Below are 25767 nucleotides of genomic sequence, written 5' to 3'. Positions count from 1 at the left end.
GATGTTCTTATCCTCATAGGCGTCCCTGCGCGCAACGTAGTGGTCCAAGAGAGGGAATATCACCGGGAACTGCCCTGTACTCAAACTCAACGGTGCACCTTTTCCCATTGGGATATTCGACCGAGAGCACATTATGGGCGTCTAGGTTCTCCAGGTAAGCCTGCCCCTCATAACCCACCGGTGCAACTGCTCCGGTGGACAACAATGTTGCGGTGCTGCCTTGTGGCACCGTCACGCCTGAGTCGTCCACTAGTTTCAGTAGAGCTGAATGGCTAAACCGGATCGGAAATTTCACGAGCACGCCAGAACGATCCTGAGGCCGTACCGCTCTCCTATCAGACTCGAGGGTCGCGTCCGCAGGCACATCGATTGCTTCAATGCTTATGTGGTTCAGGTCAAATGAACGCAGGTCTGGGACCAGAACGCGTCCGTTTTTACCTGTCGTCCCTACCTTGCGGTTTTCCTCATAGACCCGAACATTTGTTACAGGACGTGTATCAACCACCGCGAAGCTGTCGAAGATCTCATTAGAGGCGAAAAGTGTTTTGTCGACGAGCGACACTGCACCCTGCGACTCCACCTGTGCACTAGTCTGATTGCCGGTGCGATCCACCCCAGCCGTGAATAGTCCGACTCGCGATTTGTATTGCCCCTGGGCAAACGCGCGCGTGGAATCTCCACCAGAGCCGTAGAACTGATAGCCCCAGTCGCCAACCTGCGGGGCTGCCTGCTGAAGCTGTATCTGGCCGCCGTCGTTCGATCCCGTGACACTCGCCGAGCGATACTTGCCGAACGAAAAGGTGAGCCCAACTTGCACGCCGCTGGCATTAGTGGAAGTGCTGTTTAAATTCTTAAACAACGTCGCATAAAGCGAGGCGCGGTGAACCTGAACGGAATAATTGGCAGTGAAGAGTTGTGAATGGGTTGAAGTAGTCGATCCCGCGGCTCTTGTCGCGCTAGCCGGATCCTGGGTTAACTCCGCATAGCCCAAGCCCACAGAACCGTAACGCCGAAAAGAGCAATTACTAAAGGTGCTGACTTGCTTTCGCGTGATCCCGGAATCGTTCATGGAAGCCACATCGCGATAGTCGCGAGTGGCGAAAGTAGCCGCAGCCCCGATGCTGAACGTTCTGCCAATGCGCTGTGCGCCCACTGAGCTCTGCGCGCCTACATGACCTGACGAGAAACTGGGCGAGGCGGCTACGTTGAGTACGCCCCAGTGTCCAACCTGCAGTACGGCACCCGCACCTGCCGTGAACGCTCCAGACGTTCCCTCCGCGCCGCCTTCCAGGGTGAAAGTCCTCGTCATGCCGCGGCGATAAGTCGCGGAACCTGCCAGCCTTCCATAATCATTACTCACTGTTCCCCAGTTTCGACGTACAAAGCCGAGTTGCCCTGCGAATGTCTGCAAGTGCGGAGCCAGCAACGACGCACTGGCATAGAAAGGTTGTGAGACGGTTGTCTGCTGGCCTAGTGCGTTCGTCACAGTCATTGAAACTGTTCCAGCACCCGTCACCACCGGTAGCTGCGGAATCTCAAAGGGCCCTGGCGCAACATCCTGAGAGACAACATTGTTGCCATTCATCAGGACGTTGACCGTGGAGGGAACAGCGGCCGAACCACTGAGCCCAGGCAATGGAAACGTGACAAGATCGGGCCGCATGCTAAAGTCAGAGCGGATCTGCACGCCTTCCATTCGAAGTAAACGCGTCCACGAAAGCCCACTGGTTACGAAATCTCCCACACTGTAGCGTCGGAGCGTGCTTACGTCAGCGAACGTGTACGCAGTATCAAGACGTACCGCACTTTGTTTCCCCGTGCGCCCCGGGGCGGAACCGGCATACGCAAGCAGGCCCGAGGTGAAGTTCCCCTGCGGCGAAAACGCTCGAATATCGAAGAGGCCACTGGCACTTGAGTGAGCCCCTACATAGCTGCCGATGATGTCATGATTCACCGTGATACCAGTCCCGCTTGTGATCACATGGTTCCATTCCAAATCTTCTCGGCTGACCAGCAGTTGGGAGGGAACAATCGCGACGTCGTCGGCCGTGAGTTTCAGCACCTGATTCTTTTCATCGAGCACCCAGGTTATCCCTCGAATGTCAGCGAGCGGGATGAGCGAATTAACTTCGGATGCGCGGGATACTGGAACTTTTAGCCCAAGATCTCGCAACTCCGTGGCACGCGCCATCAATCGATTACGGCGCAGCACAAACTCACCAATCTTGCCGGTCGTATGGCCATTGATTTCAATTTCGAGAAGAAGCCGCGTATCGAAACTTGGGGTGGCGGGCTCAGCATAAGTAGCGGGATCCGCAGCTGAGCTTATGTCGCCCACTGTCCCGGCACCCAGTTCACTGCCCGAAGGGGCAGCCATGCCGAGTGAAGCCGTGAATGCCAGAAACGAGAGCCCCACGATCCGTAAACGCTGGGCCCACTTTCGTGGTGTGAGCTCAGTGCCCCTCAACGATGGAAACCTGCTGGTCAACCGCACCACCGTTCATGCGCGCTGACAGATGTAGAGTATCGTCGAAGGCGGAGATCGGCGATTCTGTGGCAATACGCCAACGCCGGGTATCACCGTGGAGCACGTAGGGCAAGCCACCTGATTCCGTCTTGAACTTGCGGCCATCCTTCGTCGTGAGCTCTATGTCGCGCACTGCTTCGTGCAGGCAGCCGCTGTTGGATGCTACTAGATCCAGTTCGTTGTTGCTGCGCTCAAGATGGAACTGCACGCCAGCCGTACACTTCACGGGAGGCATCGCAAAGACCGGAATGGAGAGCCGCAAGACAAAATGCACTACACCTGGCTCGCCTGGAGGGGGAATCTGGTCGATCAAAATTCGATAGGTAGCTTCCTCAAGCTGTGGAGGATGACGCAGGATCAGGCGCACTACCTGAGTCGCTCCTGGCGCAATCTTGGCCAGAGGCGGACTCAGCAGGATCTCGTCAGTCTCTGCGAGTTTGTCATCATTGCCTTGTTGCACCCATTTATAAGCACGGATTTGAATCGCGGTGTCGCTCTTTCCTGAATTGGAAACTGTAAGACTCGTTGCGGTCTGTCCCGGCGACAGGAATACATTTACAGGCAGAACCGCCAGTGACTGCGCCGAAGCGGACGAAGCAGTTAACACGAAAAGAAAGGCGGTGACTGCACAGACCGCCGCCTTATATCGAAATGATCGATTCAAGAACATCAGATACCAAATATGTGGTGTAGATAGTGCAAGGAGTTAATAGCTAACCGTGACCGTGATGGTGTCTGAGTAACTGCCAGGAGTCACGTACTGGCCTGCCGGAATGTTGCCGTACACGCTGATGGTGTGCGGAGTTCCGTCACCCGTGCTTGCAAACGTGTCTGTGCCCACAGCAATGCCCCAATTCTGAGCCTTCGCAGAGTCCCTAAACAGTGCATAGTTCAAAGAAGACGACGAGGGGCCGCTCATCTTGCGACTAGTCGTTGTTGCGCCGCTGTAAGTTCCAGCATTCAGTCCGACATTGTAGGAGGTCGTGTTGGTGCAGGTGACCGAAAGCGTGGTATTGGCATCAAGAGATACGGCTGAGTAATTGCCAAATGGCAGATCGTTAGCGGTGACGGTACATGCAGGCAGCACTGTGGCACTCACGCCGAATGTGGTTGTAACGCTGGAGGCATACGCCGGGGCCGACAAGAGTCCGAGCACTGCGCTGGCAACCAGCGCAGATAACATCCTGGGGAACTTCAAGGGATTCGCTCCTAATTGATTTCTAATGTTGCTGGTGCCGAAATGTTATTTTGAGCAGGAAGGGTGGAACAAGAGTCCATCAGTAATGCTGCGGTAACAGTTTCGTATCAGTTAACGACACAAAGGTGTGCCTCGGATGCGACGATTCTGAGGCTCTTGTGTGATGGTGAGATGTGATCAGTTCAGAGGTTTGCTCACGGATTCGGTAGGCTCAAGAGCTAGTAGGCTACCGTCAGGAACACTGTCTTTGGGGAGAGGGTATTAGCTGTCGGCTGTAGGTCTTCGGCTCGAAGATGACTCGAGTGCTCCAGGGCCACCGATTGTGCAAGTGCCGACGCCGCAAATTCTGGAGTCACTTGTCTTTTGCTGCGGGTCACGTCAGGTCCCAAGGTGATTACATAATCCGTGGGCATAGTACAAGTGACCACGACATTGGGACGGTTGCTGAATCTTGTTTTGACGGGGCTGTCTTTCTTAGCAGGTTGATACGGTACTACTTCGCAGCTGGAAGAGACGGTTACGCTCACCGAGAATGAGGTAACCATTTTATGTGACTGTGCGGGAACTGGCGATGAACACATCGCAAGAACGAACATGAGCATCGCTACCCGAGCGTTCACGGATACCCTCCACAGTGACGGCCGCCAACGTGCTTCGCCTCCTGCCTCGAACTCTGAACAGGAACAGAGCGCCGGCAGGGAGCAGTGGAATATACGGTCGGTCTAACGGAAAACTTAAACAGAAACATCGAGAGCCCCGGGAATTGAGATGCGATGTCCAACAACTTGCGTCTACAAAATTCTGCTCAATTTGCTAGGGAACACTCTTATCGGGAATAACCACCGAGAAATAATGGCCTGATTTCGGCGCTCGCAGAATCACTTCTGATCTGCTCGACAGCTCGAGTCGAAACACGTGAACGCCGGGTGGAACGTGCTTCTCTGAGTGAGTCAGCTACAATCTAGGATTCAGAGCTTCTATGTCTGATCTTGGTCAGTGCACGCGGGCAACATCTATGCTCATTTCAGACTTGCATGAAATCATTCGACTGCATGTTCTCGAAGCAGTCGCCTCACGAGAAATCACACAAGCAGGACTGGCGCGCTTGATTGGCGTACAGCAGGCCCACATCTCAAACTTTCTGCACGGCAAACGTAGGCTTAGCATCGACAACTTGGATGCGATGCTCAATGTGCTTCATCTTGATCTGTCGCATTTTATAGGGACAAAACGGAAGACGCTACCTGAACTCATAAGAGTGCCTGTGATTCATGCGAGAGCAGCGATGAGTCCGACAATTCAATTCAATGATATCTGTTCCGAGGTAGTGTTCGACACGGTGCCTCTCTGCCCTTGCAAAAAGAACCAACCTCGCTCGGACTGGACACGACTTATTGCCGTCAACTCTGACGTGGCAAATTCACAGCCGATGTTCCCCCGGATCGGTAAGCGATCGGTACTGCTCGTAGATCGGTATAACTATGACTTATGTAGCAACCAGGGGGCTAGACTTTATCTTGTCCAAAAGGATAGCCGATTGGCGGTGCGGTGGGCCGAGATGTGTGCGAACACAATTTGCCTACGAGCAGATCGCCCCGATTTTCCATCGGAATTCATCCAGCTTAAGAGGCAGTTGCAAGCTTCGAGGTATGTTGTGGGTCGAGTGGTTCACGTAAGCACACCGGTGTGACGTGCTAGCATTAGGAAAAGCAAGTAGTGCTAAGAGAGAAGTTAATATGGTCAAGTGGTTGTTGTTTTTACCGGCATATGCGATCACATCGATTTTCGCAGCGTTATTGCTAGGTAAATTTGCTTCAGCAGTGAATGGTTCTTCCCCCGTACGAGCGCTTCATGCAGATAAAAGCAGCGCCACTGAAGCTGAAAGCCATTGATTTCAAGGTTCTCTTTAAGCGGCCCCACACCGTCGACTTTGGGTCTATTGCTCCAATTCTGTAAGTGAGCTGCCGCGATCTCGGCGGTCATCTCAGCGAGCAATCGCTGATTTACTGAGATATGAAGCTCGCCAGGTTTGTGATCCAGACCACACAATCCTCATTACGGACGTAACTGTACGGATGCCCACCACAGTATTACTGTGTTGATGACCCAGAAATAGCAAGATTGGATGTCAATGCAACTTCGCTTGGTGAAGTATGTTCGTCCACTTCGAGGTGGTTCCAGTCCCCACCTCATGTATTCAGATGAGAACGAGCTTTGTGTCGTTAAGCTTCGAGGGAATCCCCAGGGAAATCGAGTGTTGGCAAGTGAGGTGCTTGCCCGACGGCTTGCTATCTTAGCTGGACTGCCCGTTCCGGAATTGCAAGAAGCAGTATTGGACGAACATATTCTCGACGAGCTACGATCCTTTCCGGATAGCACCGAAACTGAACTTCAGCATCACCTTGCGTCGAAATTCCCCATAAGTCTTCTGCATGGCAGGGTGTACGATTACCTTCCTAAGAGCGCGATATTGTCGAATCAGATCGCCATTGTTGGCGCGGCTGTTTTTGACGCGTGGACAGGCAACAAGGATCGCAGGCAGTTTGTATTCTGGCGACGCTCGCAGGAGAAGAAATACAAGGTCCTGTTGATAGACAACGGCTTTTGCTTTGGTGGGGTCAGTTATAATTTGGGGACATACCCTTTGGACCCTATTCGGCAATTGGCAACGTTGCCGGAGCTTAAGTTACTAACGCCAACGGCCGATATATCAGCTGTGAATCAGATGCTGGCGTACTGGATTGATGCAATTGGAAGAATTCCGGATTGTGATATCCGTACTGCGTTGAGCGATGTCCCTTGGGAATGGGACGCTACTGCATCCGATCTCAAGATACTGGCCGAGCAACTGATAGTGCGGAAAGAATTGCTGGGCAGAAACAAGGTCTGGAATGACATCACCTGTGCCGAATCGCGAAGCTATCATAGTTACATATTTTCGCGACATAACAGCGACCTCTGGCGTTCCCATAGCGGTATTAGTGGATCAGGGAGGTAGAGGCACTGACTGCACCGTGTACATCCGGCAGGATTGGCGACCTGTACTTGCATACGATATCGATGCGGATATGCAATTTCTGAATTCAGTCGTCCAAGAGTTCACAGATCGAGAATGTGACAACTCTTGGGAGGCCGCACTCATAGGGGCAGAAAACTCATTACGAGCCGAGAAGATTGTCGGGACAGATCCCGAGTTTGACATCAAATTACAGGCTGCAGTGAGTGGGCTTCACTCTTTGAACTAGTTGAGCGGGGATCCCGAAATCACCTTTGTGGCACTTCTCGCCAGGGAGTTTCTCAGACAGCATATGACGCCACCAATGTTCAAGTGTGGCACCTTGCTCGATCTCAATCACAGGCGTTGAATTCAGAGAGAATCGAGAACAGAACTGCAATTCACACAGCCGATTCTGTTCGACCGGTAGTCAGGTCCAGTCCCTCTTCCCACTGGCCGGTCATCTGCTCGGCGACGGGAGCAAACTCCGCGTGCTCCTTGCTGTATGCCTTAATATCTGCCACAGTATCGGAAACAGCATTGCCAATTCGCTCCAGAATCTCGATCAACATACGCCGAGTCCCTAATGATCTTCCCTCTCCAACCCGAATCAGATCTTTGGCTGTCGGCCATTGATTTGTGCCGTTGAGCGTCAGAGCCATTCGATCTTCCCGAATGTAAGCAGTTGTTGTGACCAGGTCGTACACGGGAGCAAGGTGTGCCTCTCCTTGAACGTTGTCGTACACCATGCCGAAGTTCTTTAAGTGGGCGTCGCCGTTGCGGATTGCGCAATTCAGAGCGATCAACGTGAACAATTTCAGGCTCTCTTCCAGCACTGTCGGGGAGTTCGCGAACTGCTGGAAGCGCTTCATTACGTTCGTCTCATAGCTGCCGCGATACTTCTCGTCCGTGCGTCGCGCGTTAAGTACGCAGAAGTCTTCGAACCCGCGATAGGTCCCGTCCGGACGCAGATCAAAGCGATCCATCACCAGTGCGCTTCCGTCGTCCGCGAGCCGATGCTGCGGCACATCCAAGCCGCATCGCTCAGCTGCCTTCAAACAGAAGTACTCGTTGGCCGCGAGTTGTGGAAATTCTGTCGCATCCCAGAACTTTACGATGTGAGTCGCACCGCGAAAAGGAGGAGAAAGTGCACGCTTTGTGCCTTGTCCCGCCGCAAACATCCCTTCATCGCGAACCAGAAACTTCGGCTGCACACCGCTGATGCCGGACGATGTCGCGAACTTCTCAATTAGGTATCGACAGAAGTCGCAGCCTCTTCGGCTTGAAAGGATTTCATCGACGGACTGGAACGGCACGCTTTCCTCGAGTTGATCGTCTGCGCCGGTAACGCGAATGCGCCCAAGTTGAGAGCGACCAACAATCGCAAGCAAGTCAAGATCGTCAAAGCGTCCGTTCGCTTTTGCGAATGCTGAACGTAATCTTTCGCGGAGGGCGCCTTCAGGCAGGTTCATTTCAAAGACCGGAGCAACTCCAAGCGGCGTGTCCCAAGAGGCAAGCCGAACAGGCATCGTCACCGAAACAGCACGTGCGCCAGCTGCAGCAGATTCGTAAACGAACGTGCTTCCACGCTGCCCATTGCCATCGAGAACTCCGGCCGAACTGTTATCTGACCACACTCTCATCATCGCGGTAATGCTCCTTCAGGAGGCCGTCAAGAGTGGGAGCTTCGGGTGCAATGGCCTGGACGAGAACTCGAGCCAACAGTCGCAAAGAATCCGGACCAGCTTCGAGTAGATGGTCGGACGACAGAATCCTTTAGAATGGAACTCATGGTAGCTTGATCCGCTGGTCTTGGCTGACGTATGCATTGATTACTGTTCCTACTGGCAGGTTTGCATTCGGGCCGTACCAGAGCGCGGAAACCGCTGTCAGTGCGCCGCCCTTTCCTCCGCTGACTCCCATTCCTCCCCTCAATCGGAGTTTTACACCTGCCGTAGTCTCTACGTAGTCGAACAGCAACACGAGCCGACCTGATTTTCCCAAAAGACCGCCCTTAGAGATTGACTCGATGTGCCCAACTGCATTGGCACCTGTCTTTACCACGAGCTGGGATCCAATGAGCAGATCCTCACGCACTTTGAAGTGAACAGTTTGATTAACCCGCAGTTCTTTTCCTTGCAGGTCATCCATGAGCACTAGGTGGATTGGAGTGCCGTCGGTCAACAGAACGATGCTTGCCTTTTCGTTTTCCTTTGCTTGCGACCAAGCAAAGACGGAGAGAAGGGCGGACAGAGCTAATGCAGCGGTTGAACGAAGTAGTCTCATTTTCATGGCGTTAGTTACTGGACCGTGAAATCGTATCCCTGTCCGTAAATGCCATGTGGAAAGTCAGCGGAGCCAACCGAATACAAAATGTACTCGCCGCGCTTATATCCCTTCACTGAAGATATTCTGTAACGTCTTCCGCCAAGCGGCGTCGAAGAAGTGTGCACAATTCGATCGGCACGGATGCCAACCTTCCCTCCTACGGTTCCGTGGGCTGATCCCATCTCGATTTCCCTACGGTCACCTTTATTGTCCATTTCGACCACAATGTAATTATCAATGTTGTCATTGGGCGGAAGCTGAATCTCGATGACTGCTTTTGGGGAAGCGATTAGCGAAGCGTGCTGTCCTTGAATATAGGCTTTGCTCTTGACGGACTTGATACCTACAGTGGCAAAGTGCCCAAGGCGCCCGCCCACTTTCTGCTCGCCGATCGTACGTACTTCAACGGGGTTTCCGTCGATGGTGACCTTCGGGCTAGTCAACTGTGTCGACTGGATCATTGCCGCCACAACGACGTCTGAAACACCAGCCTTCTTGAGGTTGGCGAGATCATCATCCGAAAGGCTAAATCTCGTCGCGCTCGCCTTTATTCTGGCAATAATCACGTCATTCCCCAGTCCCTTGCGAGTCATTTCAACGATGCGGGCATTGTCCACATCGCTCTCGAGGCTCGATTGCGAATAAACCGCAGGGCTTTGAAGAAACAAAAGCGTGCTAACGGCACAAACTGCCAACGGACGCCAAGGCTGCACAGTACGGGTAACGAATCCGGCAATGTTCATGCTCTCCCCTTTTTATGAACGGAATTCATGCCACTGCACATCAGACTGCGAAGACCTGTTACATTCACAGCAAACGAATTCAATCTAGTTCAATCGACTAATCCTGCATGGCCCGCCATTATCCCACTGCAGGTCAGGGCTGCGGGAGTATGAAATGAGTAATCACGGGCTTTCGCGTGATTACATCAATCTCGACGTACTATGTACGGCACGTTCCGCGAGGGTCACTACGACACTTCGCTCTTGCCTCTTCATTCCGGGTTTCGCGGGCTTCGGTGCACTAATCGGCAGGTCAAAAAAAGACCGGGCTAGAGCGAATGCAAGTAGATATTCGAGAGCTCTTCTGAAGAGAGAACCACTGGATTTGCTTTCATGCTGCTCGCGCGCGATGACTTCTCCACTACCTGTGTAGTATCTGCCTCGGTCATACCGAACTTCGAGAGGGGCGGGATATCCAATTCGCGACTCAACTGCCGGACAAATTGCACTCCATCTTCAGGTTCGGCGTTCGCACGATCTGTTAGCATCCGAGCCACATTGCGGTAGCGTTCAAGCGTGTCGCCGGAGTCGTTCGCCCGTCGCAGGTGAGCAATGTTCGCCGCCATTCCATGTGGCAGGATTGCAGCGCAGATAGCTCCATGTGGGGCATTGAACATTCCTCCTAATGGCCCCGCAAATCCATGCACTACTCCGAGGCCGGAATTCGCTAGAGCTAAACCTCCAAACAGACTGGCTAGCGCCATGTCGGTGCGGGCGTCCATGTCAGCTCCATTTCGAAAGGCCCGAGGCAGTGCCCGCGCTGCAATCGGAATCGCCTGCAGGCAGAGTGCATCTGTAAAAACGTTTGCGCGGGCTGAGACATAGGGCTCGATTAGTTGGGTTAGTGCATCCATGCCTGACCACGCTGTCGTGTTTGCCGGAATAGCGCGCGTGAGATCAGGATCAACAATCGCCGCAACTGGTAGCATGGTCGCCGAGCGCAGGCTAACCTTTACCGCATGTTCGGGAGAGAAGAGCACTGCGTTTCGCGTGACTTCCGCTCCGGTTCCTGCAGTTGTGGGGATTGCAATGCACGGCGCACTCGGGATCGCGAGCGCACGGCCCTTGCCGATGACTTCAAGATAGTCAAATACATCCTCGGTGTTACGCAGCAGCGCTGCGATAGCCTTTCCCGTATCGATCACCGAGCCGCCACCAATCGCGACTACCCCTTTGCAGGCGGTCTTTATGGCTTGCTCCACCGCCTGTTGAAGCAGCGGAACACTTGGCTCGCTGGGAACAGAGAAGAGATCGACTTCGATTCCAGCCCCAGTCAGTAAATCGATGACAGGTTGCACGCGTGCTGGAGATCTCCCTGTAAGCACCATCACGCGGCGAAGATCATGCCGGGCAGCGATGGGTGGCAGTTGTGCAATCTTGCCGCGTCCGAAAAGAATCTGCTGTGCGGTAGTAAACTCGAACTCCATATGCGAACTCACCTCGGAATCTGAGGTTACCAATAGAGAAACAAATATAGAAATGAGTTGCGAATTCTTAAGGCGTCGAGCATATCGTTTCTACTGAGTTCCTGAATCGGCAAAACCGACACTTTCAAGTGCACTATAGGGACGCTGGGGATTGTTCGCCTATCGGCGTCGAACCGCCGGAACTCTCACTATCGCAGATCAACCCCGTCCATCAAATGAACGCGCTTTACAATAGTTCACTCCCTGAGCCTCATTGAAACACAGTCATTCTCAACTTTCGTTTGGCTTCTCCGACGAACGATTTCGAGAAGTTGCATCCTGATGATGTCGCTATCAGGTGAGAAATCAGCCGAACGACTGCAGTTTGGACACAGCAACACGACATTCTGAAGATTGCGAGGATCAACAGCTGGGATTGGTGAAACTGGGAGTATCTTCAAGAAATACAGATCGAAGAATTGATCATACTGCGCTTCCATTCCACATCTCTCGCACCGATTTCCGGAGATCTCTATCAGCGCTCTCCTTATTGGCTCGTTACGGTGATTGAAAGAGGGCTGATGCCACAGATACTGAAGAACCGACTGACCGCTCTTTAATCCCGCGATTTCGGCGAATGTTGACGCGGACGCCACGCTTGCCAGATTGCGATAAAACGTCCGTCGGAGAGTCGTATAGGTAAACCGAAAATTACAGGCGATGGACAATCGAAGCAGTACGTTGTGCACCGTGCGTCGGTTCAGCCCCGCTTTTTGGGGGCCGAGTAACACCTTTGTCCTCCGATCCGGGTTGTTTGATCCTTTGATGCGCAATAGTAGGTGCTGTAACTCTTCGTCTATGTCGATCCTTCGCCGATCTCCTGCAAGAACGAGAATTGCGGGTGGACTGCTCAGCTTGACATGGTCCCAAGTAAGCGAACAAAGCTCCCACAGGTGCAGGCCGCACCTCAGCGCAAGCAGGACAATTGCTGATTCTTGTAGGTTTTGGCGTAAGCGCAGAACCTGCAGCAGATGACGCTGCTGATCCACCGTGAGAACCTCGGGTTCCGCCCTATCTTCAATTGAAAGCTTGAAAGTTTCCAAGCGTGTACCCGGAGCCGACTGAGGGGATCCGGATGACCAGGCGATATAGGAACGTATGGCGGTGAGCTTTCGGTTCACCGTTGTGACTTTGTGTGCCTCTCTCAAGCAGTCGCGATACCTTCTCGGAATCTCTGGATCCCGTGCTATGGCCATTGGGGTGCCGCCGTTATTGCCCCACCATTCCAGAAATCTGCGTACGTCCGCGGCATAGGTTCTGATCGTCTCTTTATTTAGCGTGGTTGTGCTTAGCATCCGGGCATACGAAGCGACGAGATCATTGACCGTACGCAAAGTCATTTCTCTTTTATAGACGAGCGATGCAGCCGAAAGAAATAGAACTGGACAAATAATTCCCAAGAATGTAATTCTGGGGCCAAGTAGCCGCCCAGTGTGTCGGTTGCTTTTTTACTAAATTCGTGTACGCGGAGGAACTAATGACCGAAGATGACCATAGCCAGAACATCGGGGGCGAAGAACCCGCCTCGAGTTGTGGCTCCAACCCAAGAAGCGAGAATGCGCAACCTGAATCCAAGACGAGAACTTCTGAAGGCGAACACGACAGCTTAGCTGTAGGAAGCCCCCAACAGGAATCCGAAGCTATTGTTGAGCAGGGTGTTCAGAACCCAGTCTGTGAAGCCGACCAGGAAGATCCTTCAAAGGGCATCGTCCGTCCGAATGGCGACAATGAGGACGGCGAATCCGCTAACAGCTTCGCCGCCAAGATTGTGGAACCGGTATCCGAAGCTACTGGAGGGCAGGTGGCTGCAAGTGCAGCCTCTGGAGATGATCGGCAAAGTGATCTCCGGGATGCCGTCAAGTCGGATGGCGATCAAGCCACCATTGCAACCGAAGCCTCATGCGACTCCGAGCCAGCCAGCTTATCTGTGATAGAAGGCGCATGCGACAGCAGCTCAGCTATCGAGAATGTACAGGCATCAGACGCTAATCTCGGGCAAATGGCTGCCAATTCTGATCAAAACGATCAGCAAAACGACATCGTTGAACAAGATCGTGAGCCAGCCGTTGCGCAAGCAGCCTCGCACGAGTCCGGGCGTCGTCCGTCCAAAAGCCCACGGCGTGATGTTGTGATGTCGAGGCCATTTGTCCTTGAATGGGTGTCGCTCTCCCGAATACAGGTGAAGGAGAATACGGATCCTCAAATCTTAAGCATTCAGAATTGTTTCAGGCCGTCTACACATGACGACCTTCTGAAGCCGAATGGGTTAGTAGCGCTGCTCTGGCTATTTCTCATTCAGGCCTACAGGAAAGGAGAAAACATCATAAGCGTGTTTGATTGGGGTTTGGTTGAGCGAGCGAGACAGATCCTGGATTCGAAGACTGAAATTCCTGTCGTAATCCATCGCAGTGCCGCGGCGGCAAAGGCCTGCGCACCCCACCAGTTAGCGCTTTTTCATGTGATGCGATACACCCCAACCCGGGAGGATTTGCGCGCTCGGATACAAGCGCTTTACAACTGGCTACAACCGACGGGCAATGACCTGCTTGAATTTGCTCCGAAAACTCGTTTGGCGCACATTTGCGGAAGAAGTGAAAGCGCGCTCCGCCCGAGTGAGCCCCGGAAACGCAGCAAGTGCGACAAGATTATCGATCGGAAGGCGATCGAACAGCAAGAGGAGGACGAGAGCAAACCAGACGACGTCGACTCGGGCCGTGAATCCGATCCCGCCAATCCCGAGGACGAGAATAGTGACGATTAATTGACAGCATCCTAATGTCGGCGGTTGGGAGAGAGCCGCCCCCATTAGGCAGTTCATCCAGCTTGACAGAAGTAGTGCTTTGGCCGACTCCGAGCGTTCTTCAGTTTCGAAGTAATGACGCGGGGTGATCTGCCGCATTTGTCTGGCAGGCTCGGGCCCCAAATACATCGTCAGACGCAACTGTTTCCCTGCAAGGAATAGCGATGATGTCTAGCTTTGCAGATGCCGGTCTAACAATCCTATATATCAGGTCAGTAGCAGTTTGCCTTTCCAATGCCGAATTGCATTGTCACCGTCGAAGAGCACTGAGTGAGACGGATCGAAGGGCATATTCGCACCCACATTGGCTTGTTTCCTGGAAAACTGCTTCGAGTTTTGTATATAGGCCGCCGTATTTTGGGGGCGGCGTCGTTGCTTTATTCCACCGCAGCCACGTACGATGATTCACAAGCTATTCTTGGACGCTTCATGCGAAGGGCGGTTACCTCCATCGATACCTTCCACCACCGTGCCCACTAATCAGGGCCAACCCGATGACGCCGAAAACACGACTGCTTCCGGATTGGCGACCATTCGGACACAATCCTGTAATCGCGACCGAAAATTTCTAATCGACTACTCTCGAGGACTCGACGAGCGCCAAGATCTGCTGCACGGCTAAATTGTTATCAGGAAGCGCTGATGTCGTTTCAATACTTGTTGTAGTATTGCATTATGCAAAAGAGAGTTGCCCTCTCAGTATTCGAATCGCTGTCGTCCGGGGTTAGGCTGGACGCTTATCGTTTGCTGGTCAAGCAGGGACCAGATGGCATGGTGGCAGGGGAAATTGCTTCGACTCTGAAAGTGCCTCCCACCAATCTCTCCTTCCACTTGAAGGAGCTTACTCACACTGGCTTGGTGACAGTCGAGCAAGAAGGCAGGTTCCAACGCTATAGAGCAAACATTCCGTTGATGCTCGATCTGATCGCATATCTGACTGAAGAGTGTTGTGCTGGTCATCCAGAGAAGTGTGCTGATCTGCGAACTGCCTCAAAGTGCTGCGACGCTGTTCTTCCGCCGCTCACTTCCGTGGAGAAAGCGAAATGAACATTCTCTTCCTCTGCACCGGGAACTCGTGCCGGTCCATTCTCGCCGAAGCGATTTTCAATCACCTTGCTCCGTCTGGCTGGAAGGCCATGAGCGCTGGAAGCAAACCAACCGGCTCCGTACATCCACGGACAATAGGGCTCTTGAGCCGAGAAGGCATCTCGACGAAAGGATGTCACAGCAAGTCATGGGACAATCTGCCGTTGACTCCCGATGTCGTAATCACAGTCTGTTCCAATGCTGCGGGAGAAACATGTCCCGCGTATCTCGGTCCGGTTTTGCGCGCTCATTGGGGAGTTGATGATCCTGCGCACGCATCGGGTAGCGATGCCGAAGTCGATGCGGCTTTCATGTCAGCATACCGCGCTCTGCGCGCGAGCATCGAGGCACTCTTCGCACTGCCATTGAAGGAATTAGAGAAAGATCCTGTCCGCTTAAAGGCGGAACTGGATCGCATCGCGACAATTTCTAAGGAGAACTGAAATGAAAAGTATTCAAGTATTCGATCCGGCTTTGTGTTGCAGTACGGGCGTCTGCGGCGTTGATGTCGATAAGAACCTGGTCACGTTTGCCGCCGATGTGGAATGGGCGAAACAGAACGGTGCGAAGATCGAGCGCTTCAATCTTGCACAGCAACCAATGGCTTTTGCTGAGAACCCGACTGTAAAGACCTTTCTCGACCGCTCAGGAGCAGATGCTCTGCCCCTGGTACTGGTCGATGGCCAGATCGCTCTCGCGGGTCGGTATCCAGATCGCACTGAGTTGGCACGTTGGGTAGGAATCGCACAGTCTGCGCCCGCGCTTAAGACAATCAATTCCTGCTGTTCAGGTGGGCGCTGCTGCTAAGCGCTGGAGGCTGGGATGAAATTCCTCGATAACCCGCCTCGCTTCCTGTTCTTCACAGGCAAGGGAGGGGTGGGCAAAACTTCGATTGCGTGTGCGTCTGCGATACAACTGGCCGAATCAGGAAAACGCGTATTGCTGGTGAGCACCGATCCGGCATCAAACGTCGGCCAAGTGTTTGGAATTTCCATCGGCAATTCGATCCTGGAGATTCCCGCGATTCGTAACCTGTCTGCGTTGGAGATAGATCCCCAGGCGGCGGCACAGGCATACCGTGATCGTATTGTGGGCCCGGTGCGCGGAGTGCTGCCAAACTCAGTTGTCAGAGGCATCGAAGAGCAACTTTCAGGTGCATGTACCACTGAGATTGCCGCGTTTGATGAGTTCACTGCGCTGCTGACTGACAATTCTCTTACTTCTAGCTACGAACACATCATCTTCGATACCGCTCCGACCGGGCATACGATTCGATTGCTGCAACTGCCTGGTGCATGGAGCGGATTTCTGGATTCGGGCAAAGGCGATGCCTCTTGCCTTGGTCCTCTGGCTGGACTCGACAAACAGCATGAGCAATACAAAGCAGCACTTTCTGCGCTTGGTGACGGAACGCGCACGCGCTTGATTCTGGTGGCCCGCGCACAGAAAGGGACTTTGCGCGAGGTGGCCCGCACATGTGAGGAACTCGCTGCGATCGGCATATCTGAGCAGGTTCTGGTCATCAATGGAGTGATGCCTTCAGAAGAGGCAAAGAGTGATGAACTCGCGTTTGCAATTTGTGAACGTGAGAAGGCCGCGCTGGCGTCGATCCCCGAGGTCTTGAAGTCCTTACCATCCGAGCGGATTCCGCTGAAGTCTTTCAACCTGGTAGGAGTTGAAGCGCTTCGGCAATTACTCAGTGACACGCGCACTCCGTCGGCAGGCCTTGCCAATCAGCAAAAGGCCGATAACCTCCCTGACATCTCTTCATTGATCGACGAAATCGCAGCCGGCAAGCACGGATTGGTGATGCTGATGGGAAAAGGTGGAGTGGGCAAGACCACTTTGGCTGCGGCAGTTGCGGTTGAGTTGGCGCATCGCGGATTCCCCGTTCATCTCTCTACTTCAGATCCGGCCGCCCATATCTCTGAGACGCTTGAAGGAAGCATCGACAACCTAACGGTGAGTCGCATTGATCCACAGGTCGAAACAGAGAACTACCGCCAACACGTTCTCGCCATGAAAGGCGCACACCTTGATGCAGAAGGCCGTGCCCTGCTGGAAGAGGACCTGCGCTCTCCGTGCACGGAGGAGATAGCTGTCTTCCAGGCGTTCTCCCGCGTAATACGCGAGGCGGACAAGAAGTTCGTAGTGCTGGATACCGCCCCCACAGGTCATACATTGTTGCTGCTCGATGCTACGGGCGCGTATCACCGTGAGGTCATGCGATTAATGGGTAATCAGAATCAGGTCACGCCCATGATGCAATTACAGGATGCGACACGGACCAAGGTGTTGTTAGTCACCCTTGCTGAGCCTACACCGGTACTGGAAGCGGCGAACCTGCAAGCGGATCTTCGGCGCGCAGGAATTGAGCCCTGGGCTTGGGTTATCAACCAGAGCGTTGCCGCTGCTCAGACCAATTCGACTTTACTGAAACAGCGAGCGCTTAATGAATTGCGCGAAATCGACCTTGTTGCACGATTGCATTCGAAACGATCGGCGGTGGTGCCTTTACTCAGGGATGAACCGGTTGGAGTGGATCGGCTGCTTGCGCTCGCCGCGAGCGGCGGCAAAGCGCTCCCGACGCGTGGCTGAAATACGAACGAAGGTCGGGAAATGATTTGGAACTTCGTTTGCACACTTCTTTTGAGCAGATGAAGCAATAGCTTCGGGAGAAACGATGAACTCACAGAAGCTGTTCAGTGAAATGGTGCAGTTGCTGCAAAGGGGTGAGAGCTTTGCTGTTGTGACTATCTTCGACAACGTAGGATCGGCGCCCCGCACCGATGGCGCGAAGATGATCGTTAGCGCAAATGGTATCTCAGGCAGCATCGGTGGAGGTCGGCTGGAGGCGGAAAACATCCGTTTGGCCGAGGACGCTCTATCTCGCAAGCATTCGCTCATGCATGCGTTCGATCTGACCAGCAATGACGCGTCGGGAAGCGACATGATCTGCGGCGGTACGGGCGAGGTCCTCATCGATGCTATTGACGCTTCTGACGAGAACAATAGTGCTGTGTTCCGGGCCGCTGCGGAGGTGTTTGAGCGTAGCGAGAAGGCATGGTTCGTGACGATTCTCGATCAGGCACCAGATGGGAAGGTACTGAAAGCGCAGCGCTGCCTGGTTAAACCCGACAAGACTCTTGTTGGCCATTTGGATTGCGATCCCTACATGCTTGAGAAACTCATTGCCGGTCCCGCCAAGATATCGATTCACGCAGAAGTGATCGACAATCAGCGCTTCCTGGTAGAGCCTTTGCGTCCAGCAGGGACGGTGTACATCTTTGGCGCAGGGCATGTATCGCAAAGGATTGCGCCATTGAGTAATAGTGTGGGATTCAAGACCATCGTGCTTGATGATCGCGAGGAGTACGCCAATCGCAACAGATTCCCCGAGCCCACCGAAGTTTTGGTGATCGACTCGTTTGCAGCAATGCCAGAACTGCCAATGGATGAAAGCAGCTATCTCGTGATTGTGACGAGGGGGCATCTGTTCGATAAGGTTGTTCTGAAGCAAGTACTGCAACGCAATGTCGCCTACATAGGCATGATTGGCAGCAGGAGCAAGCGAGACAAAGTCTTCGACGAACTAGTCAGCAACGGATGTACACGAGAACAACTCGCTCGGGTTCACGCCCCAATCGGCACAGATATTGGGGCTGAAACACCAGAGGAGCTTGGCGTCAGTATCGTTGGCGAACTGATCAAGGTAAGGGCAGAGCACGAGAAGGGTGAGAAAAGGGCTCGCAGTACAACAGCCTCTTGCTGCCAAATTATCACTCCCTCCGCCAAGGTTTGAGCCGCGCGGTGTGTCCTCAAAATACGCACTCATGTGTTCCAGTTGTGCACACGTATACCTTGCGTGTGCAGTTGTGGTGCACGCCGCCAGCTTGCAGGTCCGTTAATTCACTGCAAATAGCCGTGATGACGTGATCTGGATGGCACGCGAATTGCCAATCAGATGGCTGCCGCTGTGCACCTCTTCGTCAAATGGAAGTCAATCTATATGCATTTCTACAGGAGATGAGAATTGGGAAACTCGGCATCACGCAGTTTAGGGTTTATCGATCGTTATCTGACAGCTTGGATCTTTGCAGCGATGGTAATCGGAGTCGTTTCCGGGTGGCTCGTGCCTGGAATTGTACCTTTGCTGAATCGGCTCAGCATCGGCACGACGTCAGTTCCAATCGCAGTGGGGCTCATCGTGATGATGTACCCGCCTTTCACAAAAGTGAAGTACGAGGAACTGAGTGAGGTATTCCGCGATAAGAGTGTGCTGACACTTTCGCTGGTTCAGAACTGGGTCATCGGGCCAATTCTGATGTTCGCCCTCGCGATTTTCTTTTTGCGTGATCGCCCCGAGTACATGACTGGTCTCATCATGATCGGCCTCGCACGCTGTATCGCGATGGTCATCGTGTGGAATGAACTTGCTAAAGGCGACACGCAGTATGCGGCCGGACTTGTAGCTTTCAACTCGCTCTTCCAGGTCTGTTTCTATTCTCTCTACGCTTGGATCTTCATCACGGTCGTACCAGCCAAGCTTGGACTACACAGTACATTTGTGAATATCTCCATCGCGCAGATCGCGAAGAGCGTCTTTATCTATCTCGGAATTCCGTTCCTGGCGGGGCTCGCGACACGTACTGTGCTGCTTCGGTTCAAGAGTCGCGAGTGGTATGAGCGGACCTTCGTGCGCAAGGTCAGCCCGCTTACCCTGATCGCCCTGTTGTTCACGATCGTCATCATGTTTTCGTTAAAAGGCGAATACATTGTTCGCCTTCCTCTGGACGTGCTGCGAATCGCCGTGCCGCTGCTGATCTATTTCGTTGTGATGTTCGTAGTGTCGTTCCTGATGGGAAAAAGACTTGGTGCGGATTACGCCAAGACGACCACTCTCTCATTCACCGCTGCGTCAAACAATTTTGAACTCGCGATCGCAGTGGCTGTCTCTGTCTTCGGCATCAACTCTGGGGCGGCATTCGCTGCTGTGATCGGCCCGCTCGTCGAGGTTCCAGTGATGATCGCGCTGGTGAATGTTGCATTCTACTTCCAGCGCCGCTATTTCGAAGAAGCTCCCAATATGGCTGAACCAGCGCATTCTGGAGCTCTAGCAGACTGAGATTCGCTCACGAAACGGAGCAAAGCGTCGCAGTAATCGTGGTTGAGAATGCGCGCCGACCACACTTTGAAGCCCGATGCATGCAATTAGAGGTCTGGGCGGGACTCTGGTTCGTGGGGTATTGGCGGTAGCTGGTCACCTGACCTGACTACCGCCGTTCTTCTCGGAGATCAACGAAGCACGTCTAGGTTCATTTCTTGCCGTGCAACTTGATCGAGGCCACAGCTGCGGCAGCTTCCTGAATCACTGAATTGGGAGATTTCAGGGAGGACACGGATCCACAACAGGAGGTGCTGGTCCCACAGCTTGCTTCTGGCGCAAGCATCTTGATCAGGTCCTCGCCATGCGAAATTGCAGGAATGCTCAGATTCTTCAGTCCAGCTAAAAGCACCGCGCTCAAGTAATCGGTCAGCAGGCTTGCCCCGGAGATACATCCGACATAGGCGCTCACGTCACGCATAAGTTCCTGGGGTAAGGCCTTCAACAACACAATGTCGCTCACAGCAAAGTGTCCGCCGGGCTTCAGGACACGAGCGATCTCCCGAAACACAGCTGGCTTGTCCGACGAAAGATTGATCACACAATTGCTGATAACGTAATCCACCGAATTGCTCTCAACTGGCAGATCCTCGATAAACCCTTTGCGGAATTCGACATTCCCTGCGCCCCTCTTTGCCGCATTCTCGCGTGCACGATTCAACATGTCATCCGTCATATCGACTCCAATGACGCGGCCGGTAGAGCCTACCCGATTCCATGCCAGGAATGCGTCGAATCCGGCGCCAGAACCCAGATCGAGTACAGTCATGCCGGGCTTAATCTGCGTAAGCGCGAGCGGGTTGCCACATCCCAACCCGAGGTTAGCGTCGCCCGCAAGCGCGAGTTCCTCATCGCTATACCCGATTGAGCGTGCAACATCTTCAACCGGCGCGCCACATGCCGAAGCTTCGCCACGTGCGACGGCAGCATAGTGCTCTTGAACGGCAGCAGTAATCTTTTCGTCCTTCATCTGAACTCCTCCTTATGAGTGCTGTCCTACGTTGACAACTGGAGTTGGGCTTGGGGCTCCCTGCAAGTTCACAAACTTCTGGGGTGCACAGCAAGCTCTCGACAAGCGTTCCCGATCGCGCTGCATACCTTTGTCATTGGCAAGCCACTGCAACGTACATTTCAACAGTTCGCGAGCAAACGGTTCTTTAGGGATTGCGATGCGATAATGCATCCACTTCCCATCGCGCCTAGCCTCAACGAGCCCCCTCTTTCGCAGATATGCCAGGTGGCGCGACACAAGCGGCTGTGACGCATTCAGAATATATGTTGTGCTAGGATTTCTCGCATGGCTGAGAAGAACACAATTGCAGTTATGGAGAAGCTGTTTCAGGGGCTGTCGGCGCTTGCGCCTGTTGAATCTCATGGGCGATCAGGAGGTTTGCGTATCAAATATATTATGCCAATCATAAACTGCTCACATATTCGCTTCTGCGAATGCGAGGGATTAAATGAAGAGAGCATTATTCCAGCAGGTAACCGGCTTTGCCTACGCAATCGGAAACATACTTCGCGAATTGTGGAACGCAAGTGGTGAGACGGGATTCTGTTGTGGAATTCGGCTCGCATCAGCCACGAGATCGGAGAGCATGCCAACTCCTGCCAGTTGTTGTGGCGCTCGTATGTAGTCACTCGGAATGCACTACCGGCTCTCTCCGCAGCGACCGGTGAAATAGATGCTCCGCATCATTAAGAATTACGGCTGGATGACGGGCAAACTGGAGATTGCGGAATTTGGGAAACGCCTACGCAGAGAACGCGAAGTGGCATCGTCGTAGTTCAGACGCGTGAACGGTCACTTACATACCTTCATCTTTTGTGTCGCGCTAAACGGTGACGATCGCCAGGCTCTGCGGTTTCGGCTGGCGGGTTTGCGTTCATTTGCGCAACCGCAAGTCCGCCAACAATAAGACCAATCATGCCGTGGATCATCACTCGCAATTCCGAAACGTTCGATGCGGTCTCCTTGAACCCGTGTACGGAAGTGTTCAGCAGGTGAGCAATCTGTGTTGCGGTGAGCGTTTGACGTTCAGCAGAGGCCACAACTGGTTCCAGTATCGATGCTATCTGTTGCTCGAAATCGGCGTTCAACTGCTGAATCATGTCTCCCGCAAATCCGAGAGTACAACTTAAAAGCTCCTTAGCATCGGGCATCGTCGACATCAACTCGAATCCGCGAACTGACCACACTTCGAAGGCGAACTTTAGTTTCTCTGCTGTGGTAGGGCGGTCATTCACACTCTCCCTGATCTCCAACAAATGCCTTCTCGCACGACGCAGAATCGCCGCTTTAAAGATCTCTTCTTTGTTGCAGAACATTAGATACAGCGCCGGTCGTGACATCTGAGCTTCACTGGCGATGTCGTGCATTGTGACTCGCCGAAAACCGTAACGCATAAAAACGACTTCCGCCGCATCCAGAACCTTGGATTTCTTCTCGCTTTTCATCTCTCTTTATCTTGACAAATCATGTCAAAATGTCAACACTGACATATAGACGAAAACTGTCAACATGACAGGCCGCCAAGAGAGGTTCCATGGATCAGCAGCAGTCACGGGGTAAGCCGTCCACAGTGAATGACATACCCAACCAGAAAGGGAAGATGGCACTAATTACCGGCACCGGTGGGCTCGGGTTCGAGACCGCACTGGCGCTTGCCCAGGCGGGAGCGAGGGTGATAGTAGCTGGCCGCAATCCAGTCAGAGGCCATGAGGCCGTTCGCCAGATCGCCTCGCGGGCTCAGCGCGCGGAAGTGCGCTATGAGTTGCTCGATCTTGCCAGCCTCGCCTCAGTGGCTGCCTGCGCGGATCGGTTGCTAGCCGACGGAAGTCCGCTCCACCTGCTGGTGAACAACGCTGCTGTGATGTCTCTGCCGTCTCGTCACACGACTGTCGATGGCTTCGAAATGCAATTTGGAACGAATTACCTTGGACACTTTGCGCTTACGGCTCGACTTATGCCCCTGCTGCTAAAGGCACGTAGTCCCCGCGTGGTGAACCTGAGCAGTCTAGCGCATCGTGACGGTGCCATTGATTTCGAAGATCTGCAAGGGGAACGCAAATACGTTCCATGGAAGGCGTACTCGCAATCAAAGCTAGCGATGCTGATGTTCAGCTTCGAACTGCAGCGCCGCAGTCTTTCAAACAAATGGGGACTGATGGCACTTGCTGCGCATCCGGGATTTGCACTGACGAACCTGATAGCCAACGGTCCCGCGTCGGAAGGAACTCGCAGTTTGAAGTGGCAGGTGAGCAAACTGTTAGCAATCTTCTTCTCGCACTCCGCTGCTGCCGGAGCCTTGCCAACACTGTTCGCCGCAACCTCTCCGTTGGCCGAGAGCGGTGGCTATTACGGCCCAAACGGATTCTACGAGTTGAAAGGCGCAGTGAAGCCGTCATTCGTGGCCTCGCAGGCAAAGGACGAGAAGATAGCTACGCGACTATGGCAGGTCTCTGAAGAACTCACTGGGGTGTCATGGCCGGTTGCACTGGAGGTGAAGAAGGCATGAACGTACTGATATTTGGGGCAACGGGAATGGTAGGACAGGGCGTGTTGCGGGAGTGCCTGTTGGCCGCTGATGTCAACCGGGTTGTGACAGTTGGACGAAACGCCACGGGCATACGACACCCGAAGCTGCACGAGATTGTGCACGATGACCTCAGAAATTACCGCAATCTGGAACCACAACTGAAGGGCTTTGATGCATGCTTCTTCTGCCTCGGAGTTTCGTCAATGGGAATGACACAAGCGGGTTACGAACAAATAACGTACGACATCACGATTGCTGCAGCGGAAACCCTCGTGCGGCTGAATCGTGGGATGGTTTTCACCTACGTTTCCGGCATGGGGACCGATAGCACCGAGCAGGGGCGTTCGATGTGGGCACGTGTGAAGGGCCGCACGGAGAATGCGCTTCTACGCATGCCGTTCAAGGATGCATACATGTTCCGCCCGGGAGCGATTGAACCAGCACACGGCGAACGCTCGAAAACCAAAGCGTATCGCGCGTTCTCAACACTAGGCGGCTGGCTGCTTCCCATGCTACGAAGAGCATTTCCGCGACACATCGTTACAACAGAGCAGCTGGGGAAGGCGATGCTCGCGGTAGCGAGAAATAGTGTTCCAAAGCACATTCTGCAACCGGCCAACATCTGCGATTTAGCCACCACGTCGTAGAGGTCGATGGCGAGTTACTTCTGCAGTACTTCCAGGCTTTCTGCGCGAGTCTGTCACTCTGCGCTTGAATTCAAGGCTACCCTCGGAATGGATAGAACGTGCGTACCTTGTTCATGATCATTGCCTTACTCGTTTGGTCGCTGATGAACGCCTACGTGTTGAGGCGGCTTGTTTCAGTTCCCGTCCTCTCGCACCATCTGCCCACCTGGGCTGTCGTAGCTTGCGGCATTATCCTGGCTTCCAGCTATCTTGCAGCTCGTCTTCTGGAACACTTTGAACTCAACGGTTTTGCACGTGCGCTTGAGTACGTGGGCGCTAACTGGATCGGCGTAGCTTTTCTTCTCCTGGTCACTTTTCTGTTCGCCGATGTGGTCACTGGGTTCGGGCTGTTGCTGGTGCATTGGACTCCAGTGATTCGAACGGCAACATTCGGTGCGGCCAGTGTGCTAATTTTCATTTCGATTGTGCAGGCGGTGCGAAGCCCTGTGGTCACCAGTTACGAGGTCAGCGTGCCTGGCCTGCCTGCTGCAGCAGACGGTACGGTGCTCGTGGTTGCTAGCGACATGCATCTCGGACCTATGCTCGATGAACGCTGGGCAAGCGCTCGTGCGACGCAGATCCAGTCCTTGCATCCCGACGCATTGATCCTGGCAGGAGATATTTTTGAAGCTCCCCAATATATGCACGAGCAGTGGCTACCTTTGTTGCGGCAGTTTCGAGCGCCGTGCGGCGTGTTTGTTGTGACCGGTAACCATGAAATGTATGCAGGGGCGGGCCCAATCCTTGGGGTCTTTGAGCGGGCGGGATTCCGCGTACTGCACGATGAGCACGTAGAGGCCTTGCCCGGACTTGTCATTTCCGGAATCGACGATGCGGCATTCCGAACCCGCGGCTCTCGGGACGCCATCAGTGCCATCGATCGCGCACTTGCAAATCGTCCTGCAGGGGCAACGGTGTTTGTGTCGCACGTGCCCGCGCACGCAGATGTCGCGGCCACACACGGAGCAAACCTCATGTTATCCGGCCACACGCATGACGGGCAGATCTGGCCTTTCCGCTATCTCGTGCGCTTGGCATTTCCGCTGCTGGCGGGACGCTACTCCGTAAATGGAATGACGGTTATCGTGGGGAGAGGAACGGGGACGTGGGGTCCGCGAATGCGACTCTGGCAACGCGGGGAGTTGCTGCGCATCGTGCTGAAGTCTTGCCGTGTGCAAACCAACGCAAAAGAGTGA

The 25767-nt window shown here is 53.7% G+C and carries 23 protein-coding genes; 12 read left to right on the top strand and 11 right to left on the bottom strand.

Annotation, left to right across the window (positions count from 1 at the left end; translation table 11 throughout):
- Positions 1-13 precede the first annotated feature (13 nt).
- Genes AC6IZD_RS16745 through AC6IZD_RS16735 form a run of 3 tightly spaced genes read right to left on the bottom strand, consistent with a single transcriptional unit; the run spans position 14 to position 3725 of the window.
- Complete coding sequence (locus AC6IZD_RS16745; RefSeq protein WP_497784622.1) at positions 14-2416, bottom strand: fimbria/pilus outer membrane usher protein; 2403 nt, start codon at positions 2414-2416, stop codon at positions 14-16.
- 37 nt (positions 2417-2453) lie between these two features.
- Positions 2454-3191, bottom strand: coding sequence for a fimbrial biogenesis chaperone (locus tag AC6IZD_RS16740; RefSeq protein ID WP_497784621.1), 738 nt, complete (start codon positions 3189-3191; stop codon positions 2454-2456).
- Between the two features lie 42 nt (positions 3192-3233).
- Positions 3234-3725, bottom strand: a complete 492-nt coding sequence (locus tag AC6IZD_RS16735) for a Csu type fimbrial protein (RefSeq protein ID WP_497784619.1) — start codon at positions 3723-3725, stop codon at positions 3234-3236.
- A gap of 979 nt (positions 3726-4704) precedes the next feature.
- Here AC6IZD_RS16735 and AC6IZD_RS16730 point away from each other — a divergent pair.
- Positions 4705-5415, top strand: a complete 711-nt coding sequence (locus AC6IZD_RS16730; protein WP_497784618.1) for an XRE family transcriptional regulator — start codon at positions 4705-4707, stop codon at positions 5413-5415.
- Positions 5416-5982: 567 nt separating this feature from the next.
- On the top strand, positions 5983-6723 hold the full coding sequence (locus AC6IZD_RS16725) for a hypothetical protein (RefSeq protein ID WP_497784617.1): 741 nt from the start codon (positions 5983-5985) through the stop codon (positions 6721-6723).
- Positions 6724-7121: 398 nt separating this feature from the next.
- Here the strand turns inward: AC6IZD_RS16725 and AC6IZD_RS16720 are convergent, their stop codons facing one another.
- The 5 genes from AC6IZD_RS16720 to AC6IZD_RS16700 all read right to left on the bottom strand — a co-directional run bounded on the left by AC6IZD_RS16720 (position 7122) and on the right by AC6IZD_RS16700 (position 12591).
- The gene (locus AC6IZD_RS16720; protein WP_497784616.1) at positions 7122-8366 is read right to left on the bottom strand and encodes a type II toxin-antitoxin system HipA family toxin; all 1245 of its coding nucleotides are present in this window, start codon (positions 8364-8366) and stop codon (positions 7122-7124) included.
- Between the two features lie 142 nt (positions 8367-8508).
- Positions 8509-9006, bottom strand: coding sequence for a hypothetical protein (locus AC6IZD_RS16715; RefSeq protein ID WP_497784615.1), 498 nt, complete (start codon positions 9004-9006; stop codon positions 8509-8511).
- A 14-nt stretch (positions 9007-9020) separates the two neighbouring features.
- Entirely contained in the window at positions 9021-9791 is a 771-nt protein-coding gene (locus tag AC6IZD_RS16710) for a hypothetical protein (protein WP_497784614.1), read from the bottom strand.
- Between the two features lie 308 nt (positions 9792-10099).
- Positions 10100-11257, bottom strand: coding sequence for an iron-containing alcohol dehydrogenase (locus tag AC6IZD_RS16705; protein WP_497784613.1), 1158 nt, complete (start codon positions 11255-11257; stop codon positions 10100-10102).
- A 236-nt stretch (positions 11258-11493) separates the two neighbouring features.
- On the bottom strand, positions 11494-12591 hold the full coding sequence (locus tag AC6IZD_RS16700; protein WP_497787595.1) for a tyrosine-type recombinase/integrase: 1098 nt from the start codon (positions 12589-12591) through the stop codon (positions 11494-11496).
- A gap of 182 nt (positions 12592-12773) precedes the next feature.
- Between AC6IZD_RS16700 and AC6IZD_RS16695 the strand changes: the two genes are divergently transcribed.
- From AC6IZD_RS16695 to arsB, 7 genes are all read left to right on the top strand, one after another.
- Positions 12774-14057 carry a prolipoprotein diacylglyceryl transferase gene (locus AC6IZD_RS16695; protein ID WP_497784612.1) on the top strand — a complete coding sequence of 428 codons (1284 nt, stop codon included), beginning with the start codon at positions 12774-12776 and terminating at the stop codon, positions 14055-14057.
- A 714-nt stretch (positions 14058-14771) separates the two neighbouring features.
- Positions 14772-15143, top strand: a complete 372-nt coding sequence (locus AC6IZD_RS16690) for an ArsR/SmtB family transcription factor (RefSeq protein WP_497784611.1) — start codon at positions 14772-14774, stop codon at positions 15141-15143.
- Entirely contained in the window at positions 15140-15625 is a 486-nt protein-coding gene (locus AC6IZD_RS16685) for an arsenate reductase ArsC (RefSeq protein WP_497784609.1), read from the top strand. Before AC6IZD_RS16690 ends, AC6IZD_RS16685 begins: the two co-directional genes overlap by 4 nt.
- 1 nt (position 15626) lies before the next feature.
- Positions 15627-15989: an arsenite efflux transporter metallochaperone ArsD gene (arsD, locus tag AC6IZD_RS16680; RefSeq protein WP_497784608.1), complete on the top strand. Its 363-nt coding sequence runs from the start codon at positions 15627-15629 to the stop codon at positions 15987-15989.
- 15 nt (positions 15990-16004) lie between these two features.
- Complete coding sequence (gene arsA / locus AC6IZD_RS16675; protein WP_497784606.1) at positions 16005-17780, top strand: arsenical pump-driving ATPase; 1776 nt, start codon at positions 16005-16007, stop codon at positions 17778-17780.
- Positions 17781-17865: 85 nt separating this feature from the next.
- Complete coding sequence (locus AC6IZD_RS16670; protein WP_497784605.1) at positions 17866-18984, top strand: XdhC family aldehyde oxidoreductase maturation factor; 1119 nt, start codon at positions 17866-17868, stop codon at positions 18982-18984.
- Between the two features lie 231 nt (positions 18985-19215).
- Positions 19216-20307: an ACR3 family arsenite efflux transporter gene (arsB, locus tag AC6IZD_RS16665; RefSeq protein ID WP_497784603.1), complete on the top strand. Its 1092-nt coding sequence runs from the start codon at positions 19216-19218 to the stop codon at positions 20305-20307.
- Between the two features lie 190 nt (positions 20308-20497).
- On the opposite strand, the gene arsM is transcribed toward arsB, so the two are convergent.
- The 3 genes from arsM to AC6IZD_RS16650 form a co-directional block, all read right to left on the bottom strand.
- Positions 20498-21316: an arsenite methyltransferase gene (gene arsM, locus AC6IZD_RS16660; RefSeq protein ID WP_497784602.1), complete on the bottom strand. Its 819-nt coding sequence runs from the start codon at positions 21314-21316 to the stop codon at positions 20498-20500.
- A gap of 12 nt (positions 21317-21328) precedes the next feature.
- Positions 21329-21721, bottom strand: coding sequence for an ArsR family transcriptional regulator (locus AC6IZD_RS16655; protein WP_497784600.1), 393 nt, complete (start codon positions 21719-21721; stop codon positions 21329-21331).
- 443 nt (positions 21722-22164) lie between these two features.
- Positions 22165-22803: a TetR/AcrR family transcriptional regulator gene (locus AC6IZD_RS16650; RefSeq protein WP_497784598.1), complete on the bottom strand. Its 639-nt coding sequence runs from the start codon at positions 22801-22803 to the stop codon at positions 22165-22167.
- Between the two features lie 89 nt (positions 22804-22892).
- Between AC6IZD_RS16650 and AC6IZD_RS16645 the strand changes: the two genes are divergently transcribed.
- The 3 genes from AC6IZD_RS16645 to AC6IZD_RS16635 all read left to right on the top strand — a co-directional run bounded on the left by AC6IZD_RS16645 (position 22893) and on the right by AC6IZD_RS16635 (position 25767).
- On the top strand, positions 22893-23864 hold the full coding sequence (locus tag AC6IZD_RS16645; protein WP_497784597.1) for an SDR family oxidoreductase: 972 nt from the start codon (positions 22893-22895) through the stop codon (positions 23862-23864).
- Positions 23861-24532 carry an NAD(P)H-binding protein gene (locus AC6IZD_RS16640; protein ID WP_497784596.1) on the top strand — a complete coding sequence of 224 codons (672 nt, stop codon included), beginning with the start codon at positions 23861-23863 and terminating at the stop codon, positions 24530-24532. Before AC6IZD_RS16645 ends, AC6IZD_RS16640 begins: the two co-directional genes overlap by 4 nt.
- A 98-nt stretch (positions 24533-24630) precedes the next feature.
- On the top strand, positions 24631-25767 hold the full coding sequence (locus AC6IZD_RS16635) for a metallophosphoesterase (protein WP_497784594.1): 1137 nt from the start codon (positions 24631-24633) through the stop codon (positions 25765-25767).

The organism is Koromonas humicola (assembly GCF_059726255.1).
Note: the sequence above shows the minus strand (reverse complement) of the source record. Positions and strands in the feature narration are given on the sequence as shown.

Coding starts and splice junctions, on each gene's coding strand:
- AC6IZD_RS16650 (WP_497784598.1), bottom strand. CDS start 22,803: ATGAAAAGCGAGAAGAAATCCAAGGTTCTGGATGCGGCGGAAGTCGTT.
- arsD (WP_497784608.1), top strand. CDS start 15,627: ATGAAAAGTATTCAAGTATTCGATCCGGCTTTGTGTTGCAGTACGGGC.
- AC6IZD_RS16730 (WP_497784618.1), top strand. CDS start 4,705: ATGTCTGATCTTGGTCAGTGCACGCGGGCAACATCTATGCTCATTTCA.
- AC6IZD_RS16645 (WP_497784597.1), top strand. CDS start 22,893: ATGGATCAGCAGCAGTCACGGGGTAAGCCGTCCACAGTGAATGACATA.
- AC6IZD_RS16670 (WP_497784605.1), top strand. CDS start 17,866: ATGAACTCACAGAAGCTGTTCAGTGAAATGGTGCAGTTGCTGCAAAGG.
- AC6IZD_RS16710 (WP_497784614.1), bottom strand. CDS start 9,791: ATGAACATTGCCGGATTCGTTACCCGTACTGTGCAGCCTTGGCGTCCG.
- AC6IZD_RS16695 (WP_497784612.1), top strand. CDS start 12,774: ATGACCGAAGATGACCATAGCCAGAACATCGGGGGCGAAGAACCCGCC.
- AC6IZD_RS16700 (WP_497787595.1), bottom strand. CDS start 12,591: ATGCTAAGCACAACCACGCTAAATAAAGAGACGATCAGAACCTATGCC.
- AC6IZD_RS16640 (WP_497784596.1), top strand. CDS start 23,861: ATGAACGTACTGATATTTGGGGCAACGGGAATGGTAGGACAGGGCGTG.
- AC6IZD_RS16705 (WP_497784613.1), bottom strand. CDS start 11,257: ATGGAGTTCGAGTTTACTACCGCACAGCAGATTCTTTTCGGACGCGGC.
- arsM (WP_497784602.1), bottom strand. CDS start 21,316: ATGAAGGACGAAAAGATTACTGCTGCCGTTCAAGAGCACTATGCTGCC.
- AC6IZD_RS16715 (WP_497784615.1), bottom strand. CDS start 9,006: ATGAGACTACTTCGTTCAACCGCTGCATTAGCTCTGTCCGCCCTTCTC.
- AC6IZD_RS16655 (WP_497784600.1), bottom strand. CDS start 21,721: ATGAGATTCAACAGGCGCAAGCGCCGACAGCCCCTGAAACAGCTTCTC.
- AC6IZD_RS16685 (WP_497784609.1), top strand. CDS start 15,140: ATGAACATTCTCTTCCTCTGCACCGGGAACTCGTGCCGGTCCATTCTC.
- AC6IZD_RS16690 (WP_497784611.1), top strand. CDS start 14,772: ATGCAAAAGAGAGTTGCCCTCTCAGTATTCGAATCGCTGTCGTCCGGG.
- arsA (WP_497784606.1), top strand. CDS start 16,005: ATGAAATTCCTCGATAACCCGCCTCGCTTCCTGTTCTTCACAGGCAAG.
- AC6IZD_RS16720 (WP_497784616.1), bottom strand. CDS start 8,366: ATGATGAGAGTGTGGTCAGATAACAGTTCGGCCGGAGTTCTCGATGGC.